General features: G+C 39.8%; 17 protein-coding genes, 1 tRNA gene and 1 pseudogene. 8 read left to right on the forward strand and 11 right to left on the reverse strand.

What is annotated here, in order from left to right:
* The first annotated feature begins 89 nt into the window (after window positions 1–89).
* The 3 genes from ftsH (at window position 90) to glmM (ending at window position 4,208) form a co-directional block, all read left to right on the forward strand.
* Window positions 90–2,219 (forward strand): ATP-dependent zinc metalloprotease FtsH, encoded by a 2,130-nt coding sequence (gene ftsH / locus J7R12_RS02290; protein WP_126601812.1) that lies wholly within the window; start codon window positions 90–92, stop codon window positions 2,217–2,219.
* A gap of 232 nt (window positions 2,220–2,451) precedes the next feature.
* A complete protein-coding gene (locus tag J7R12_RS02295; protein WP_164713714.1) occupies window positions 2,452–2,589 on the forward strand; it encodes a hypothetical protein in 138 nt (45 codons plus the stop codon).
* A 239-nt stretch (window positions 2,590–2,828) separates the two neighbouring features.
* Window positions 2,829–4,208: a phosphoglucosamine mutase gene (gene glmM, locus J7R12_RS02300; protein WP_126601810.1), complete on the forward strand. Its 1,380-nt coding sequence runs from the start codon at window positions 2,829–2,831 to the stop codon at window positions 4,206–4,208.
* 729 nt (window positions 4,209–4,937) lie between these two features.
* Here the strand turns inward: glmM and J7R12_RS02305 are convergent.
* Window positions 4,938–5,381 (reverse strand): hypothetical protein, encoded by a 444-nt coding sequence (locus tag J7R12_RS02305; protein ID WP_126601808.1) that lies wholly within the window; start codon window positions 5,379–5,381, stop codon window positions 4,938–4,940.
* Between the two features lie 3 nt (window positions 5,382–5,384).
* Window positions 5,385–5,711, reverse strand: a complete 327-nt coding sequence (locus J7R12_RS02310) for a DUF883 family protein (protein ID WP_126601807.1) — start codon at window positions 5,709–5,711, stop codon at window positions 5,385–5,387.
* 618 nt (window positions 5,712–6,329) lie between these two features.
* Between J7R12_RS02310 and J7R12_RS02315 the strand changes: the two genes are divergently transcribed.
* Both J7R12_RS02315 and J7R12_RS02320 read left to right on the forward strand, forming a co-directional pair.
* On the forward strand, window positions 6,330–7,190 hold the full coding sequence (locus J7R12_RS02315) for a MotA/TolQ/ExbB proton channel family protein (protein ID WP_126601805.1): 861 nt from the start codon (window positions 6,330–6,332) through the stop codon (window positions 7,188–7,190).
* Complete coding sequence (locus tag J7R12_RS02320) at window positions 7,187–7,765, forward strand: biopolymer transporter ExbD (protein WP_126601803.1); 579 nt, start codon at window positions 7,187–7,189, stop codon at window positions 7,763–7,765. Before J7R12_RS02315 ends, J7R12_RS02320 begins: the two co-directional genes overlap by 4 nt.
* Before the next feature lie 502 nt (window positions 7,766–8,267).
* Here J7R12_RS02320 and dut read toward each other — a convergent pair.
* The 6 genes from dut to J7R12_RS02350 all read right to left on the reverse strand — a co-directional run bounded on the left by dut (window position 8,268) and on the right by J7R12_RS02350 (window position 14,331).
* Window positions 8,268–8,825 carry a dUTP diphosphatase gene (gene dut, locus J7R12_RS02325; protein ID WP_126601801.1) on the reverse strand — a complete coding sequence of 186 codons (558 nt, stop codon included), beginning with the start codon at window positions 8,823–8,825 and terminating at the stop codon, window positions 8,268–8,270.
* A gap of 144 nt (window positions 8,826–8,969) precedes the next feature.
* A complete protein-coding gene (locus J7R12_RS02330) occupies window positions 8,970–9,827 on the reverse strand; it encodes a VIT1/CCC1 transporter family protein (protein WP_126601799.1) in 858 nt (285 codons plus the stop codon).
* Between the two features lie 1,026 nt (window positions 9,828–10,853).
* Complete coding sequence (locus tag J7R12_RS02335; protein WP_126601797.1) at window positions 10,854–11,147, reverse strand: hypothetical protein; 294 nt, start codon at window positions 11,145–11,147, stop codon at window positions 10,854–10,856.
* Between the two features lie 1,222 nt (window positions 11,148–12,369).
* A complete protein-coding gene (locus J7R12_RS02340) occupies window positions 12,370–12,894 on the reverse strand; it encodes a type II toxin-antitoxin system PemK/MazF family toxin (RefSeq protein WP_126601795.1) in 525 nt (174 codons plus the stop codon).
* Window positions 12,895–13,137: 243 nt separating this feature from the next.
* Window positions 13,138–13,710: a disulfide bond formation protein B gene (locus J7R12_RS02345; RefSeq protein ID WP_126601793.1), complete on the reverse strand. Its 573-nt coding sequence runs from the start codon at window positions 13,708–13,710 to the stop codon at window positions 13,138–13,140.
* 12 nt (window positions 13,711–13,722) lie between these two features.
* Window positions 13,723–14,331 (reverse strand): YqaA family protein, encoded by a 609-nt coding sequence (locus J7R12_RS02350; protein WP_126601791.1) that lies wholly within the window; start codon window positions 14,329–14,331, stop codon window positions 13,723–13,725.
* A 209-nt stretch (window positions 14,332–14,540) separates the two neighbouring features.
* On the opposite strand from J7R12_RS02350, the gene J7R12_RS02355 reads away from it, so the two are divergent.
* From J7R12_RS02355 to J7R12_RS02365, 3 genes are all read left to right on the forward strand, one after another.
* Window positions 14,541–14,625: transfer RNA gene (locus J7R12_RS02355), tRNA-Leu, on the forward strand.
* A 667-nt stretch (window positions 14,626–15,292) separates the two neighbouring features.
* Window positions 15,293–15,469, forward strand: a complete 177-nt coding sequence (locus J7R12_RS09185; RefSeq protein ID WP_425320863.1) for a hypothetical protein — start codon at window positions 15,293–15,295, stop codon at window positions 15,467–15,469.
* Between the two features lie 52 nt (window positions 15,470–15,521).
* The gene (locus J7R12_RS02365) at window positions 15,522–15,716 is read left to right on the forward strand and encodes a hypothetical protein (RefSeq protein ID WP_126601789.1); all 195 of its coding nucleotides are present in this window, start codon (window positions 15,522–15,524) and stop codon (window positions 15,714–15,716) included.
* Window positions 15,717–15,796: 80 nt separating this feature from the next.
* Here the strand turns inward: J7R12_RS02365 and J7R12_RS02370 are convergent, their stop codons facing one another.
* The 3 genes and pseudogenes from J7R12_RS02370 to J7R12_RS09190 all read right to left on the reverse strand — a co-directional run.
* Entirely contained in the window at window positions 15,797–16,666 is an 870-nt protein-coding gene (locus J7R12_RS02370) for an outer membrane protein (RefSeq protein WP_126601787.1), read from the reverse strand.
* Window positions 16,667–16,889: 223 nt separating this feature from the next.
* On the reverse strand, window positions 16,890–17,108 hold the full coding sequence (locus tag J7R12_RS02375; RefSeq protein WP_197721509.1) for a hypothetical protein: 219 nt from the start codon (window positions 17,106–17,108) through the stop codon (window positions 16,890–16,892).
* A gap of 60 nt (window positions 17,109–17,168) precedes the next feature.
* Window positions 17,169–17,305 (reverse strand): annotated as a pseudogene (locus J7R12_RS09190) (DnaB-like helicase C-terminal domain-containing protein); the annotation flags it as partial.

Here is a 17,305-nt window from a genome sequence, read left to right on the forward strand (position 1 = left end):
TTCTCTCATCCCTTGGCAAGGGACAGACAAGGTTATATGTTAAGGGGAACTATTGAAAATCTAGATTTGATTAAAAGTGTGGGCCGAATATGAATTCCAATTACCGCTCTCTCCTCATTTGGGGAGTTATTGCCTTAATTTTGATTGTGTCGTTTTCTCTCTTTAATGGAGATAGCCAACGTTCTGGAGGAGGAGAAGTCTCCTATTCTGAGTTTTTGCGAAAAGTTGAGAATAATGAGCTGAAATCTGTGACCATTCAAGGGCAAAAGTTAACAGGGCAAACCATTGAACACAGAGTTGTCTCAACCTATGCTCCTCGAGATCCAAGTTTGATAGAAAAATTGGAAAACAAAAATGTTAATGTCAAAGCTATTCCCGAAAGCTCTGGTAATGGTATTTTCCTTAATCTTCTCTTTTCTTTGCTGCCTGTCTTTATTATCGTTGGGGCGTGGGTCTTTTTTATGCGGCAAATGCAAAATGGATCACGTGGCGCTATGGGATTTGGCAAATCAAAAGCAAAATTGCTCAGTGAAACACAAGGGCGTGTGACCTTTCAAGATGTGGCCGGTGTTGAAGAAGCAAAGCAAGATCTACAGGAAATTGTCGAATTTTTACGTGAACCACAAAAATTTCAACGCTTAGGAGGACGTATCCCTAGAGGTGTTTTGCTTGTTGGTCCTCCAGGAACTGGTAAAACCTTGCTTGCACGCTCGGTGGCGGGGGAAGCAAATGTGCCGTTCTTCACCATTTCAGGATCGGACTTTGTCGAAATGTTTGTTGGTGTGGGTGCTAGCCGTGTGCGCGATATGTTTGAACAGGCGAAAAAAAATGCACCTTGCATTATCTTTATCGACGAAATCGACGCTGTCGGACGCCATCGTGGTGCTGGACTTGGTGGGGGAAATGATGAACGTGAGCAAACTTTAAACCAGTTGCTGGTTGAAATGGATGGTTTTGAACCCAATGAAAGTATCATTCTTATTGCTGCAACAAATCGTCCTGATGTGCTCGACCCTGCTTTATTAAGACCAGGGCGGTTTGATCGACAAGTTGTCGTGCCAAACCCTGATGTTTCTGGGCGTGAACAAATCTTAAAAGTGCATGTGCGCAACGTGCCCTTAGCTCCTAATGTTGATCTGAAAGTGCTTGCAAGAGGAACACCAGGGTTTTCTGGGGCTGATTTGATGAATCTTGTTAATGAAGCTGCTCTTATGGCTGCTAGCCGCAATAAAAGAGTCGTGACAATGCAAGAGTTTGAAGATGCCAAAGATAAGGTGATGATGGGGGCTGAACGTCGTTCAACCGCTATGACACAAGAGGAAAAAGAACTTACCGCTTATCACGAAGCAGGACATGCTATCGTAGCACTCAGTGTGCCTGTTGCTGATCCTGTTCATAAGGCTACAATCGTGCCAAGGGGACGGGCACTTGGAATGGTGATGCAATTGCCTGAAGGGGATCGTTATTCCATGAGTTATCGGTGGATGATTTCTCGTCTGGCTATTATGATGGGTGGGCGTGTGGCAGAAGAATTGAAATTCGGAAAGGAAAATATCACCTCTGGTGCTTCTTCTGATATTGAACAAGCAACAAAGTTAGCACGCGCTATGATTACACGGTGGGGCTTTTCTGATCTCCTTGGAAATGTTGCTTATGGGGATAATCAGGATGAGGTCTTTTTAGGCCATTCTGTTGCACGGACACAAAATGTCTCTGAGGAAACAGCCCGCATGATCGATATGGAAGTGCGTAAGCTTATTGATGATGCTTATAAAAATGCGACAAGAATTCTGAAAGAAAAAAAGAAACAATGGTTTGCACTTGCCCAAGGCTTGTTGGAATATGAGACTTTAACGGGTGCTGAAATTAACGAAGTTATTGCAGGAAAGCCTCCTTCACGAACACAGAAAGATGAAAATGCTGCTCCTCGCACGTCTTCTGTTCCGAAAACTGGAGCAATGAAGGCGGAATCTCCTAAGACAACAGCGGATAAAGCAGACGCTGATGACGTTCGTAAAATGAATGCCGATAAGGGAGAGATGGGAAAAACAGAGGAAAAAGTTGGAAAGGCAACGACAAAATCCAGTGATGCTAAGTCTCAGGATGCTGCGTTGAAAAAAGCACAATCTCAAGGCGTTGAGAAAAAAACACAAAGCGCAAAAAATACCACAAAAGCAGTCAATCGTTCTAAAGGTAAAGCAAGCACTGATAAAAAATAAAATGCTATGGAACGTGGTAAAGGAGAGCCTTCTAACGACGCTTGAGCGATCATGTTTTGGGGAGAAAACTGAAGAAAAATTCTTTGAAAAGGCGCAAGCATTGCTTGCGCCTTCACAATAATATTGGGGAGAATATGAGAATGGAGGCGTTGATGGCTGATGGGCTTGCTGTGTGTGAGGGGAGAAGCGTTGATGGTTGGTGGGTTTGCTGTGTGTGAGGGGAGAAGCGTTGATGGCTGATGGGTTTGCGGTGTGTGAGGGTAGAGGCGTTGATGGCTGGTGGGTTTGCGGTGTGTGCAAGCAGGGGTGTTTGGGAGAGGGATTGTTTTTAGGATGGTCTTTTGAAAAAGCACTTTTTTATTTTGTTTAAAGGGTTCATTTAGATAAAGCCTGTAAGAGAATATTATTGCTTAATCTGTGGGATGTAAGAGCGTAATTGCGTGGTTGTTGGTAGAATCAAAGATTTTTTCTGGTTTTTTCTGAGCAGTGGATATGGCGTGTGTTGTGATTTGCTGAAAGTGTTAAGTGATCGACAGGAGTGATTGCGCTGTATTAAGAGTTTCTGCTCTGTTCTAACTGCAAGAAAACAAGGGTGTAAAGGAAAGAGGGATGGCACAAAAATATTTTGGTACTGATGGCATTCGAGGGAAAGCCAATTCTTTTCCCATGACACCAGATTTTGCCATGAAAGTGGGGATGGCTGTGGGCGTGTTGTTTCGTTCACAACGCCAATCCCGTCGTGTGGTGATTGGAAAGGATACAAGATTATCTGGTTATATGTTGGAAAATGCTTTGGTTTCAGGATTTACCGCTGCTGGGATGGAGGCTTTCTTGTTGGGACCTGTCCCAACACCTGCTGTTGCTATGCTTTGTCGCTCGTTGCGCGCTGATCTTGGCGTGATGATTTCTGCTTCTCATAATCCCTTCTATGATAATGGAATTAAACTTTTTGGTCCTGATGGTTTTAAGCTTTCCGATGATATGGAAGCAAAAATTGAACAATTGATCGATACTGATCTCTCAAAATCTTTAGCAAGTTCTGCCGAAATTGGCTATGCAAAACGCGTCGAGGGCGACATTTATCGTTATATCGAATATGCAAAACGAACTTTGCCACGCGATGTTCGGCTGGATGCTGTGCGTATCGTGGTCGATTGCGCCAATGGGGCTGCTTATAAAGCTGCTCCACGGGCTTTGTGGGAATTGGGGGCAGAGGTCTTTGCGATTCATGATACCCCAAATGGAACCAACATTAATCAAAAATGTGGTTCAACTGATTTGGCTTCTTTAAAACAAAAAGTTCATGAAGTGCGTGCGGATGTGGGGATTGCTCTCGATGGGGATGGTGACCGTGTTCTCCTTGTTGATGAAAAAGCACAAACCATTGATGGAGATCAGTTGATTGCTGTGATTGCTGAACATTGGCATAAAACTGGACAGTTACAGCGTAATGGTGTTGTTACAACCATTATGTCAAATCTTGGACTCGAACGCTTCTTAAACAGTAAAGGCTTGGAACTTGTTCGGACAAATGTGGGGGATCGCTATGTGGTCGAAGCAATGCGCCAAAAGGGATATAATGTCGGTGGTGAAGCTTCTGGGCATATTGTGCTGAGTGATTTTGGCACAACGGGTGATGGGTTGGTGGCTGCCTTGCAGATCTTAGCTTGTATGCAAGAAAGCCAAACCCCTATGAGTCTTCTCTGTAAGCGGTTTGAGCCTGTGCCACAAATTTTGAAAAATGTAAGGGTTAAACATAAAAATCTTTTGAAAAAGAATCCGGTTAAAACGGCAATTGATCAAGCAACACAACGTTTGGGAAAAGAGGCACGATTGGTTATTCGTGCTTCTGGAACCGAGCCGGTTATCCGCATTATGGCTGAAGGTGATGAACGAGAAACTCTGAACACTGTTGTGACAGAGTTGATGGATGTGATTATACATCATGATGTCCTTTCAAAGGTCGATACTGCCGCTGAGGAATCCTGAATCCTTTTATAAAATCTGTAGTGTCATCAAGAAATATTTTTGGTAAAAGAGCACAGCTGATGTTTTTTTTAAGCGGGCTGGCGATTTGTGGTGCCTGAAGGCAATCCATAAAAAAGAAAACAATAAAAAGAGATGGCGTGTGTTTGAGAAGAACGCATGCTCTTGAAGAAACAGAGGATTTTGCAAATTGAGAGATTTTGCACCTTTGTTGATGTTGATTAAAGAGAGGCTCTTGAAGCTGAGCTTCTTGCATACTGCCTGAAGGATACGATCCTTGAAGGACATAATGTTTGAAGAGGAGGGGCTGCAGGAGAGGGGCAGAAAGTTTTTGAGGTTCTCGTGATGGAGAGGGTGGATTTTCAATCCTCATGATATTGATCAGATATGCTTTCAAAAGGGCGTGCGAGAAGCTTGGCTGTTGATGCGTGTCATCTTTGTTGAAAGTTGCAGATGCTCTTTGATCGTTTACGAAATAATCTCTGAGATTTGCTTTTATCTCCCTTGATGCTCTCTTATCGGATATTCGGATTATTTTATCATGCTTAAATAATAAAAGTGTAAAATGATGTGGTTTGGTTGTTTACTCTTCAGCTGTGAGAATGCGCCCCCTTAAGACACGAAAGCTGCTCTCACTTTGTGAAGAGGGAAAAGCTCATTGAGAAACAAAAATGGTGTTTTCCCTCAATTGAGGGAAAACACCGGGGGATTAGAAGTGCACAATTGCATATCTTAATCTGAAAGGTGGCTTTTTTTGTCTTTTTTCCACAGAAAATAGGTTGCAAGCCCAAGAACTGGAACGCTCAATTTGGCAAAGGGAAGATTTCGACCTAAAAGCGCAATGCCGGAAAGTGCTGCGTCTGTCATAAGTTCATGACGTTGTTCTTCCGACTTCTTTTGTTGAGCGTAGTGTTGAGAAGTCTTAAGAATGCGGACAATAACAGACCCTAAGCCGGCAAGAACAAGCCAAATGAAAAACATTGTGGTGGCTGCTGCAAAGGGATTCATAATCCAACATAATGCAATAAAACCCATCATACATAAAAAAAGCAACGACACGAACAAGGAAATGCCGATAATACCACAGCAAATTGCTTGAAGGCGCACTTGCTTGACGGTGCTTTGGAGCCCTCCGCCGACAAGATGGTTTAACAGGGGAGCGATAAACTTATGCATTGCTTAACGACGCAATAATTGAGAAAGAATAAAACCAATACCCGCTGCAAATAAAACGCTTTTATTCGGATTTTTACGAACATATTGATTCATGTTTTGTTCAAGATCGCCAATTTTATCTTTTGCTTGAGAAAGAATATCTCCACTGCTTTCCTTTGCTGTCTTATACAGTTCTTCGGCTTTGTTTTTGGCTTTGTTTAATTTGCTTGCACCAAGATCTGTTAGTGTTGAAGTGACTTCTGAAACGTCATTGCGTAACTTATCAAATTGTCCTTGTGGATTTTTTTTTGCTGTCATTTTACAATTCTCCGTTGTTTTATTGTTTGCCATGATGTTCTTTCCCTCTCTGACTCATCATGACTTAAGTTATCTGTATTCATGGTGATCATTTGCATTGGAGTAAAATTTTCACTGCTTTTGTAACGCTAAACGGTTTTTTTAGTTCCTTCTCTTTTTCAATTTAAAAATGTTTTGAAGTCATAAGTCTTTATTTGCCTGTGGGGGGTGTGATGTGGAGGGGTGTGATGTGAGGGGATGTGATGTGAGGGGATGTGATGTGAGGGGATGTGAACAAAACTTGGGAAAAAGTCTAGAAAGGTCTTTTGTGTACTGCTTTACGGTTATGAAATAGCGATCCCCTGATGCGTTTTCACTTCTCTCTTGTTGTTTGTCTTTGATGAGGGTGGTTTGTTTTAAGTCATTGTGGACAATAAACTTATTTTTCCGATAAATTTATTCTTATTCGTGTGGAGAAAAATTTCTTGAAATATTCCTCTTGAAAGAGAGGTTTTTTGAAATAAAACTATACTTGATTTATCAAGTTTTATTTTTTAGACTGAACACGAAGTGATGTTATAGAGGCACGTGGCATTGTGGAAGGGGAATGCTGCTGGGTTTGATGACACAGCTGTAAGACACAAGTGAAGTCTATAACGGTGTGAGACAGAAATGGAATCTGAGACAGTACCCTTAGAAAGCACGTCTGCTGTATTTACAGCACATGATCTTTCCCCTTTTTCTATGTTTATGGCGGCTGATTTTGTTGTAAAATCCGTTATCGTTCTTTTGTTGTTGGCTTCTCTTGCCTCTTGGACAATTGCTTTTGTCAAAATCATTGAGATTACTTTGGCAAAACGAAGAGTGCGTCAAGAACTTCATTTGGCTCTTCATGCGCAGACTCTCACGCGTTTGGCTGCTAGCTTGAAAGAAAGCAAAGGGGCTGGTGTGTTTTTCCTTAAACAAGTTTTGCAAGAAGTCTATCTTTCTACACAGCAGGTACGTTTTATGGGCTCTGAAGGGGAGGGTGAAAGAACCGATGCAAGACAGGAGATACCCGCCGTTGCGCATGAAGGACTCTTCTTTTTTGAGGAGATTGATCGGTATGATGAGGGGGGGCGCGATATTGATATGAATGAGGGCGTAAAGGAAAGGGTGCATTCGCTTTTGTCGCGCTGCTTGCTTTCTGCTACACGCCGTGTGGCATGTGGGAGTGCTGTTCTTGCAACCATTGGTGCCATTGCTCCTTTTGTTGGTCTCTTTGCTACCGTTTGGGGAATCATGAACTCTTTTATTGGTATAGCCCAATCTCAAACCACGCGGCTCGATGTGGTGGCTCCTGGAATTGCTGAAGCTTTGCTTGCAACAGCTATTGGGTTGTTTGTGGCTATTCCCGCCGTTGTGATGTATAATAGCCTTATGCGTGCTCTGAGTGGTTATCGCAATGATTTGGGTGATATTGCTGCGGCAATTGAAAGGCTCTTAAGCCGTGAACTTGATAGACACCGTCAACAGAAAAGTCGTAAAAAATGAAAGCAGACTTTCAGGATAATTGGGAAAGTGATGACAGTGGGTTGCACAACGAGATCAATGTAACCCCTTTTATTGATGTTGTTCTGGTGTTGCTTATTGTTTTTATGGTTGCAGCACCTTTGGCAACCTCTGTTATTCCGGTTCAACTTCCTTCTATAACAAAAGCATCCTCTGTGGTTCAACCTGATGAACCTCTTTATGTGACTTTGCAAAAAGATCGTTCGCTTTATGTGGGGGACAATCTCATTGGTCAAACAGCATTTGTCGAAACTTTGTTAAAGGCAACAGAGCAAAATCGAGAGACAAAAATTTTAATCAAAGCCGATAGCGAAATTGATTATGGCGCTGTCGTGGATTTGCTTAATCAAATACGAATGGCGGGCTATACTAAAGTGGGTCTTATGGGGTTGCAAAAATCTTCCAATGTTGCTGCAAAGGGAGCTACAAATGAGGGAGGTGTGGGGGCTACCGATGCGGGTGGAGTGAAGGTTACAGAGGATGCGCGTGCGGTGGTAACGAGTGATATGGTAAACACCAATCATTCTGTGACGGGAGCTGTTTCTTCTGTAGAGTAAGAGTTTGTCTATAGAGCTTTGCCGTTTCTTTCTTTTTCAGTCTTTTTTGTTGTACAAAAACCACCTTTTTCTCGTTTTGGCTTCTCGACCTGTTGGAACCCTGTTTTTCTGTATTGCTTTGGGGGCTTGCTTTATTGCCTTGGCTGCTCTCTTTTCTATCTAGTTCAAGGGCAAAAACATTGACTTGAATTTCTGGGATTTATTTAATTTTTTGGCATTGACCTGAATCACTGATGTGGTGAGTGTTTGTGCAATGCACATGCCATGCTCAATAAACAAATCTTCTTGCTCCAAATGGGTGAGAAATCCTTTTCTTTTACCATCGGCTTATCACACTCTATTGTTTTTAAGCATGAAGCATGTGATCGTATGCTTTAAGATTGCAGAACGTGGGGGTGTATTTGTTCTTTCACCTTGAACTGAAGGTGAAAAATCAGATCTAAGGGCGCATTGCTGCTGTGCGAGGGCGCCCATTTCCCTTTTTTCTTACACTGAGTGCTGCTTAAATTTGCCCTGTTGAACCAAAACCACCAGCGCCTCTGCTTTTGGCAGCTTGGTTTTCTGCATTGTTTTGGGAGCTCTCGTTTTCATCCAGCTCAATGGCACAAACATTTACCTGAATCACCGGTGCGATAATCGTTTGTGCAATGCGCATGCCACGCTCGATAGAAAAATCTTCTTGCCCTAAATTGATAAGAAGGACTTTGACTTCACCACGGTAATCACTATCAATTGTTCCTGGAGTGTTGAGGCATGTGATGCCGTGCTTTAAGGCTAAACCAGAACGTGGGCGTATTTGTGCTTCAAAACCTGGTTGAAGATGAAAGATCAAACCCGTTGGAATAAGGGCACGTTGCCTCGGTGCGAGGACTACGGTTTCTCCTTCTCCAATTGCTGCGCGGAGATCAAGACCAGCAGAACCAGCTGTTGCGTAGTGAGGAAGCTCTAAGTCTTGTCCATGTTCAAGGCGTTGGACCGATAAGGTCACTTTTTGCGAAGGGTGAGGAGATGGGTTGGCTGAAATGGGGTTCTTTTGGTTGTTCAGGTGCGTAGAAGGCATGGTAAAAGCATCTCCAAAATAACAAAAACAAACATAGCTCTAACAAAAGAATCCTTTTAAAACAAGCAGTGAAAAACCTATCGATGGGGTGATGATCTCCACTGCTTGTTTTGTACGGTAAATGCTTATTTTTCATAGTGTTTGTTAAATACTACCAATGAAGATCCCTGTAGCAAAAACGAGTGCTCCACCAATGATAACCTGTAAAGATGCACGCCAAAAGGGAGTTGACATGAATTTGTTTTGGATCCAGACGATAGCCCATAGTTCGAAAAAAACAATGATGAATGCAATGATTGTTGCAACATAAAAAGAGTTGATCAAATAAGGAAGGGCATGGCCTAATCCCCCCAGCGTTGTCATAATGCCGCTAGCAAGGCCCCTTTTAAAGGGAGAACCACGACCGGATAATTTTCCATCATCGTGGGCTGCTTCTGTAAACCCCATCGAAAGACCCGCGCCAATTGAAGCTGAAAGCCCTATCAAAAAGGTTTGATGCGTATCACCCGTTGCAAAAGCAGCAGCAAAAATGGGGGCAAGAGTAGAGACAGAGCCATCCATTAAACCTGCAAGACCAGGTTGAACCCACGTCAAAAGAAATTGTCTATGCGCTTTAGATGATTTTTTCATGCCTTTATTTGTGTTTGCTGCTGGTGTTTTTACTGCTGTTCGAGGGGTTGCGCTGGCAGGCTTGCTTGCTAAAAGAGCTGGGTGGTTACAGAATGAACCTACCGCTCTCGCATGATTATTGCTGGCATAATGATTATGTGCACGATTCTTACAGGAAAGGCAAAGAAGCTCCTTATAATTCTCAAGCTCGTGCATGCCCATGGCTGCGAAAATCGCTGCTTGCTTGGGAGAATAAGATTGAAGAGCTTTTGCGTATTTTAAATAAAGCGAGGCATGTCTCTTTTTTGCTTTGAGCGTATGAATTATCATGTTTTGTGCTGAACGAAAGGACAGAGCTTTACGTTGTACAAATGAAAAAAACGATCTCAACATTTTCTGTTCCTTTGCACTTTAGAATAATTCTAAGATATAAGATAATAAAAATGAAAGTCAATCCAAAATTTAAAAACTGAAAAATTGCAAAAAGGTTGCACTGAGAAAAAAGAATGCTGGGATGTTGGGAAAAGAAGAGTGTGGGTACCTAAAATTGGTGCGTAAAGAAAATAAAATGAGGCAGGAGAAGTGATAAAATGTGGTTCTCAAAAATGCTATTAATCGTGTTGGTTGTCCATATTGAGCTGATTATGCTCAGGAATCGTGTCGAGGAATTAGGTTGGGGAGGTCGCTTTTCCTTTCTCGAAAGAGATTTATGAGAAGAAAATGAAACAGTTGCAGTGTCTCAATTCTATTGAGTTTATATTGGCATGCATGCAGATCTTCTTTGATTTTTAAAAATAACGTGTTTGTTATCCTCTAGACGTATGATGGATTATAGAGGAGATTGTTTGAGTAGAGAGATCATTTCATGATGATATTGATCCAACAATGATAAGAAGGTTTTTGTGATAGGTGCTGTGTGAGTGTCATAATTCACCGTAGAACAAAAGAGCTCAATCACGTAACATTCATAAATTCTATCAACCTTTCGCATCAATTGCTTTATTTATTGATCTTACAATAAGAGTCATGACGCGTCCCATAAAACTTATAAGTACGATAAAAAGTGTCTTGGTACTTCTGAGCACGAAATCGTTGCGAAATGATACTGTATCGTGCTGTTTTGCATCTAAATTTATATGATTACAGCAAGTTAAAATTGTAAAATGCTAGGAGACATGTTTCTCATTATGGTGATTTATGAATCCATTGCCAAATGCGTATTTTTAATCTGAAAAAAAGAGATCAACTTTTATTTGTTATCACGCATACAGGCAAAGAGTGCTTCATTTATAACATTTTACGTGTAGGAATATAGTTGAGGTTATGGTGAGATAAGGAAAAGTCAACAATATACATTGAATATAAAAAAGACATAAACTGTAATTCACATTACAGTTTATGTTATTATATTAAACAAACTCACTGATTAAAAGCATCAAACATTCTTTCATAACCTAGATGAGTGGAGTTGAGCTTTCTCGTACATAAATACGCAAGATACACAATAAGGCCCAAAATTTCTGCCTCTATTCCTGTCAAATCTGATACCTTTATAACACCTTTTTTAATACCCTTACTTTCTTCTGACATTATAGAAGTAAAACGAGCCTCTTGAGAAAGACTCTTCAAGGAATGCGCATGAGATCCTGAACTTTGGCAAAAGAAAAAGGCTATTATAACACTATATAACACAAAATTTTTAAATATTTTCATGATAGTTACCTAATTTAAAAACTTTAATTAAAGTAAGTTTTTCCATTTCACCCTCTAAACAGAAAAAAATACTGTGGCATCCTATGACGCATCTTTTCCTCTCTGTTTAAGGTGTTTTTAATACAAAAGACTCAACTACACATTTTGTATTATTACAACTCATTTCCATAGTTTATATATTTTGTCAACTACTTAATTTTTATTGTTAACTTGAATGACTAATCTATAAATTCTGCTTTTAAATGAGAAAGTATTTTAAATTACCTTATTGTTTTTATTGTATTTCTTGTGGTTTTTTTCTCACAAAACATCATTACAAGTACAGGTTATTATCGGATAATTCTAAATATATAAAATGCTTTTTATAAAAATACATAATGTAATTTTAATGTGCTATAATTCTCTCTAAAATGCTTTGCATTATGGATACAATTTTTGAGATATGTTGCTGTGTGGAGTCATAGTTTTATTTACTCTCGTAAAAGACTGTTCTTTAGAGTGGTGATCTACGGTTTTGGTTAAGTGTTCTATTTGTTCATCAGTTATAATTTGGTATGCAAACCGATATGATTGAGATGCTCTAAGAATTTTGTTGGCTCTCTCTCTCCCAAAATTGAACTGTTAAAGGATAGAGGAAGGTCTCTGTGTTGTTTTTGTCTTAAATATTGATGCTTATTGCTCTTTTCAAAAAGAGAGATTTTTTCAATTCGTATTGAGGGGAGTCAATGAGGAGATGGTGAGATCACGTCTCTTTTGGTAGATTTTAGCATTTGAACACTTCAAGAGTTGTCGTGATCAAGAAGTTATACCATCTAGAGATTATAAAAATGGTATTTTAACCTTGAAAGGGTATTTCTATTGTATAACATCTTTTATGCGATGGTATCACGACTTTTTGTACAATGATTTTGTGCAATGATAATGGGGGGGGGTACATTACGGTCATTTTCATTAAAAAAATTTTACCGGATTAAGAGTATCAATAGCGTACTTTGTTCAACCAATTTATAGAGATTTCAAAAAAGAATAAGGGTAGAGAATAAAGATCAAAGATATCCTTGAAGAACTTGCAAGGCGTCGCTAAAAAACTTCTTAAAAGAACAGTAAAAATGACGAAAGGAGTGGTTGCCCACTCCTTCGTTCCTATCTCCCCTTTCGGGGAAGCGGTCATCATTTCTAATGCCGTATATGCCGTTATATATACGCTTATTCTTTTAAAGAGTCAATGGTGTAAATGCGGTAAATGTTTGAGCATTAGAGCTACAACTTTATGAAAATCTTCGCTGGATAATCTTGGAATGGTACGTGAGCAGCTTAAACGACTTACAGAAACTGTTGTGACATAATTGCAGATAATCCATGCTTTTTTATTCTCTATGGGAGATCGTATTGGATACGCAGCGGGATTATTGGGTTGTGATTTCGTTGAAAAAGGCAAAACTGTCACATTCCCATATAATTTGGCATTCTTAGAAAGCACTAAAACAGGCCGCTTTTTCCAAAATTCAGGGAGTATCGAATCATGAGGAAAATCGCACCAAAAAACTTGCCTGATGCGTGGTGCCGATTTAAGACGTGGTTTTATATGAGGTGGTTTTTTGTAAGGAGCATTTAAATCTCTTTCTCTTATATGCTCGCGCCATGCATTATGATCATGTTCCATCATAACACATGGTTCTTCAAGTTTGGTTATATCTAAGGAAATAGGTGAAAGGGGAGAAGGCGTTGTATTCTTATCTTCAGCCATGGCAGACCATTTATATTTATCGGTCCCCTCACTTGTTGTCTTATAGCTTTTCTATTGCGGGTTTGTATCAAAATGTTTTTAATAAGTATAGGGAGGCAAAATCATAAAATGCATGCATTTGCTCTTTTTGTTTTTATAGATCTGCGCTTGGAAAACGAGGTTTGTGTCAGGCGAGGGTGCTGGTGCTGGGAGAAGGGTATTTAGGGGTATGGGTGTGCTGCGGTTTCACTCTGTCTTTTGCCTTTATAGTTTTTTATAACTGAGAAGCCCTTTTGAAGCGATATAAAAACTGACAAGCATGTAAAACAAACTCGCAACAGCATTCCAACCGGCAAATGAAAGAAAAAGAAAGTGCATGGGCGCTTCAGAACAAGAGGGAGGATGGATATTGTTCAATCGATTGAACAATTGATTAACGTCCGTTGTTCTTCTTATTGCTCCTACACCGCAACTGGAAGGAGCTGGCCAAAAACCATATTCAACACCCGCATGATACACCGCTAAAACAAGACTGATGCTCATGAGAACAAAAACACACCAAAATAAAAGTTGTACCCAAGAAAACATGCGGGAAGATTGTGCTCCAAAACCTGCTAAAATCAAAAAGGGGAGTGCGCCATAATAGGGCAAACGTTCCATGAGGCATAAATCACAGGGAAGATAGCCTCCAATATGTTCAAAATAAAGCGCTAGGATAATTGTAGCAGAAAGGCAAAAAGCGAGAAAAAAAGCCCATAAAGCTAGCTCTTTTCTGCTTGGTTCAAGATGAAGATGCTTGTTCAAAAGAGTAGGATGAGAAGAAAAAATGTGTGTCATTGAGCGTGTTCCTTAAAATAAAAGGTGCTTGTTCACAAAAGCTATAAAAACCCCATAGACCGAGAGGAGAGTAACACAACCAATGAAAACAATCCATTTGAAATGTCGGACCAGAAAATTCATTGCTTGTTGTCCAAAACGCTGAATGAGCCATGCGAGAAGATAAAAACGAGCGCCACGAGCAAAAATACAGGTAAGAATGAAAATTTCAAGATGCACACCTATAACACCTGCCAAAATCGTGACAATCTTGATAGGAGGTAGGTGTAAAAAACCTGAAGTAATGAGCAAAATGATAAGAAATTGCAGTGTTGCACTGTTTTGTAGCGCTTGAAAATTTTCAATTTGACCATAAAACTCCAAAATCGGTTTGGCAAGTGTGTCATAGGCAAAGTGTCCAATAAACCAACCAGCAATCCCCCCTAAAACAGAACATACAGTTGCAATAAAGGCATAACGATAAGCTCGTTTTTGATGGATAAGGAGCATTGGAATATACAAAATATCTATGGGAATTGGGAAAACAGAACTTTCAATAAAGGCAATGAACCCAAGCCAATGGGGTGCTGTACGCCGATTTGCTAAAGAAATCGTCCAAAGCTTTAGTCTGTTCAATATCATGAGGGCTTTCATATCTCTAAGAGGTAAAGACTTTACAAATGATACTCCAAAAATGAAGTGGGGCAAATACTCCCCAAAATGAATGGAATAAAAATAATACGAATTCTTAAAAAAACAGAAGTCTAGTGTTGACGAATCTGTTTCTCTTCATATAGAGCAAAGAGATAATGGGAAAGTCTGTTCTTTATGACAGTCCTGTATAACAGTGTGCGGGTGTGGTGGAACTGGTAGACGCGCCAGACTCAAAATCTGGTTCCGAAAGGAGTGTCGGTTCGAGTCCGACCACCCGCACCACTTTATGTTATCCTTTATTTTCAGGTGATACTTCTTTGTTGTGTGAGATATTGTCCTTCAGAGTGGTAATATAAGATCCTCTTCACGTATAAAACACTCTTCATGCAATATTAAAAAAAACAATGCCGTTTTGTGTGATTTCAGTTTCCTTTTGCATCAACAAAAGAGAGAAATAGAAAGAAATGTGCGTTTGAAGGAATATTCCATGAGGTGTATTTAGGGAAATCTTTCCCCAGCTTATCGAGGGATCGTATTTCGTAGTGAGCAGCTGTTCCCCCTTGAAAAAATCATTCTGTTACCGAATTGTTGGTGTTTTAAGAAACTTTATCTTTTAAGGAAAAGAGGGGCCCAAAAATCACCAAATTAAAAAAATTGACCGCTTTATGTAAAGGAAGCTCTTTTTGGCCGGTGAAGCTGTGATTGATGCAAAATTGCACTAAGTTTTTTTCAAATGATACGGGCAAAAGAGAGGGAACTTGAGAGTTTAACATATCATTCTTGTGACGTTTTCGAAGTTTATGAGAATTGTTACTCTCCGTTTATGAAGATTTTTGCAAAAGGTGAGGAGATGGGAGAGCAAAACAATATCAACATCATTTTTTGAAAATTATCAAAGCTCTTCTTGCGCATCAAGGGGCGGTTTTGACGCCCAAAATGTTTAAAAAAAATGGATTTTTTAAAAAACAATATGCTCCTTATCCATCCCAAGCGGGCTTATTGTCATGCCTTTATTGCAACTGTATGTTCTGTTTTAGGGGGGATTGCTGGTTGGTTTATTGCCTTTATTGAAAGTTCTGTTTTCCCAATTCCGATAGATGTTTTGTATATTCCAATGCTCCTTTGATCAGTATATCATATCTATGCCAAATATATCTTGACAAGTTTTAAATAGCATATTGTTCACTTCAATCGCACAATCGCACAATCGCACAATCGCACAATCGCACAATCGCACAATCGCACAATCGCACAATCGCACAATCGCACAATCGCACAATCGCACAATCGCACAAATTTATTTGCGGATTTTATTGATGAGCTCTTCTTCCCCCGCTATGATTGCTGCCATGAAAGCAGTTTTTACGGTATAACTTTTACAGCAAACAAAGTAAAACCCCGCCTGAGGCGGGGTTTCTTAGCCGTTTTCTTTTGTTTTTAATCTTGCAATAAATTAGAATTTATAAGCTAAACCAACACGGAAATTATTAATCTTGGAGCTTATTTCAAGCTTATCATCTGCAAATTTCTTTTTAGCAAAATCAGAATAACGATATTCTGCACGCATGATAAGATTATCTGTCATTGCAAAATCAAGTCCACCACCCACTGTATAGCCAATCATGGTTTGTGTTTCATCAAACACCTTGCCAGAAGCAAATATAAAAGATGGATCTTCCTCTGATTTGGACAAAATTGACATGCTATATTGCATCTTTCCATAGGCTATACCAGCAGCAATATAGGGCATCACACGATTTGAAGCAAAACCAATACGTACACGTGTTGCACCAGACCACTGTTCTTTTAAAGTAACGCTGCTTTGAACAATGTCGCCAACATTGGGGATTGTTTCATCATCAGCTCCAGGTCTGTTAATAGGAAGTCCAGCTTCTTTAAGAACAGCGTTAATAGAGTCTAACGCATCGTCATCTGAAATTTCTTCTTCGTCACCCGTTTGGGTGTTTTTCTTTCCAGACCAAGTGAGATCCGTATCAACACCGAAAATAAAATTATCTCCAAGATCAATATTAGAACCCGCATAAAGACCTGCACCAAATCCTGATGGTTTGGGAGATAAGCTTTTCTCAACCCAAGCCCATTTCCCCGTTGTCGCATCTTGAGAATAATTTAAAGAGTTTTTACTTGAAAAACCACTAATGTGTCCTCCAAGATAAAGACCGGTCCAAGAAAAAGGCGGAGCAACAAGAGTGGGTGAAACACGCGGCTCTGGTTGTTGAAGAACCACGGTATCCGCTGCTTGCACGGCTGAAGTCGCCATTAAAGTGAAAATTGATATTGTTGTTAAAATTTTTGTTTTCATAAAAATCCCTCTATATCTAAACACATAATGTATTATATATACCGAAGTTAAAAAATCCATAATTAATATTATTATAGAAAAATAAAATATTATAAAAGCTTATTTTTTAGCATCGTTAACCACAAATGAGACCATTGAACTCTTTAAGCATGTTCATTTCACTTAACTTTCTCCTCGTTCCTCCTATTTTAAGCATCAGAGATAAGATTTTGTGGATAAGTTTTTAGTGTTTTGAAAACCACTGTTTTAAATGTGCATAGATATTATCTATTGCCTCTATAAGGCGAGAAAAATCGAGGATAAGCAAAAAGAGAAAAAAGGCTATCCATTTCATAAAGCGAGACATCATTTTCACACTTTGATAGGTAAATATCATTTCTTGAAGCATCTCTTTTTCGGCTTCTGTAAGTTCGGTGTTTTTTTTTGTGGTTTTTCTAGCCATGTTTCCACCCACACAAGCGTTCACCTTGTCTATTATGTTTTAAGAGATCTCTTGCTAAGGTTGCGCTGATGACATTTCCAAGGAGAAGAATCCAACGATACCTCCCTCATTATCTTGTGTTGTGCCATCACGCTTGTAAGCATTGGCAATGTTAAAGGCAATGTTGGTCGCAAGAGATGTTTTTCCCATTCTGGGGC

Source organism: Bartonella vinsonii subsp. vinsonii (assembly GCF_902825235.1).
In the GTDB taxonomy this organism is placed as follows: domain Bacteria; phylum Pseudomonadota; class Alphaproteobacteria; order Rhizobiales; family Rhizobiaceae; genus Bartonella; species Bartonella vinsonii.

Coding starts and splice junctions, on each gene's coding strand:
- ftsH (WP_126601812.1), top strand. CDS start 90: ATGAATTCCAATTACCGCTCTCTCCTCATTTGGGGAGTTATTGCCTTA.
- J7R12_RS02295 (WP_164713714.1), top strand. CDS start 2,452: ATGGCTGATGGGTTTGCGGTGTGTGAGGGTAGAGGCGTTGATGGCTGG.
- glmM (WP_126601810.1), top strand. CDS start 2,829: ATGGCACAAAAATATTTTGGTACTGATGGCATTCGAGGGAAAGCCAAT.
- J7R12_RS02305 (WP_126601808.1), bottom strand. CDS start 5,381: ATGCATAAGTTTATCGCTCCCCTGTTAAACCATCTTGTCGGCGGAGGG.
- J7R12_RS02310 (WP_126601807.1), bottom strand. CDS start 5,711: ATGGCAAACAATAAAACAACGGAGAATTGTAAAATGACAGCAAAAAAA.
- J7R12_RS02315 (WP_126601805.1), top strand. CDS start 6,330: ATGGAATCTGAGACAGTACCCTTAGAAAGCACGTCTGCTGTATTTACA.
- J7R12_RS02320 (WP_126601803.1), top strand. CDS start 7,187: ATGAAAGCAGACTTTCAGGATAATTGGGAAAGTGATGACAGTGGGTTG.
- dut (WP_126601801.1), bottom strand. CDS start 8,825: ATGCCTTCTACGCACCTGAACAACCAAAAGAACCCCATTTCAGCCAAC.
- J7R12_RS02330 (WP_126601799.1), bottom strand. CDS start 9,827: ATGTTGAGATCGTTTTTTTCATTTGTACAACGTAAAGCTCTGTCCTTT.
- J7R12_RS02335 (WP_126601797.1), bottom strand. CDS start 11,147: ATGAAAATATTTAAAAATTTTGTGTTATATAGTGTTATAATAGCCTTT.
- J7R12_RS02340 (WP_126601795.1), bottom strand. CDS start 12,894: ATGGCTGAAGATAAGAATACAACGCCTTCTCCCCTTTCACCTATTTCC.
- J7R12_RS02345 (WP_126601793.1), bottom strand. CDS start 13,710: ATGACACACATTTTTTCTTCTCATCCTACTCTTTTGAACAAGCATCTT.
- J7R12_RS02350 (WP_126601791.1), bottom strand. CDS start 14,331: ATGATATTGAACAGACTAAAGCTTTGGACGATTTCTTTAGCAAATCGG.
- J7R12_RS09185 (WP_425320863.1), top strand. CDS start 15,293: ATGGATTTTTTAAAAAACAATATGCTCCTTATCCATCCCAAGCGGGCT.
- J7R12_RS02370 (WP_126601787.1), bottom strand. CDS start 16,666: ATGAAAACAAAAATTTTAACAACAATATCAATTTTCACTTTAATGGCG.
- J7R12_RS02375 (WP_197721509.1), bottom strand. CDS start 17,108: ATGGCTAGAAAAACCACAAAAAAAAACACCGAACTTACAGAAGCCGAA.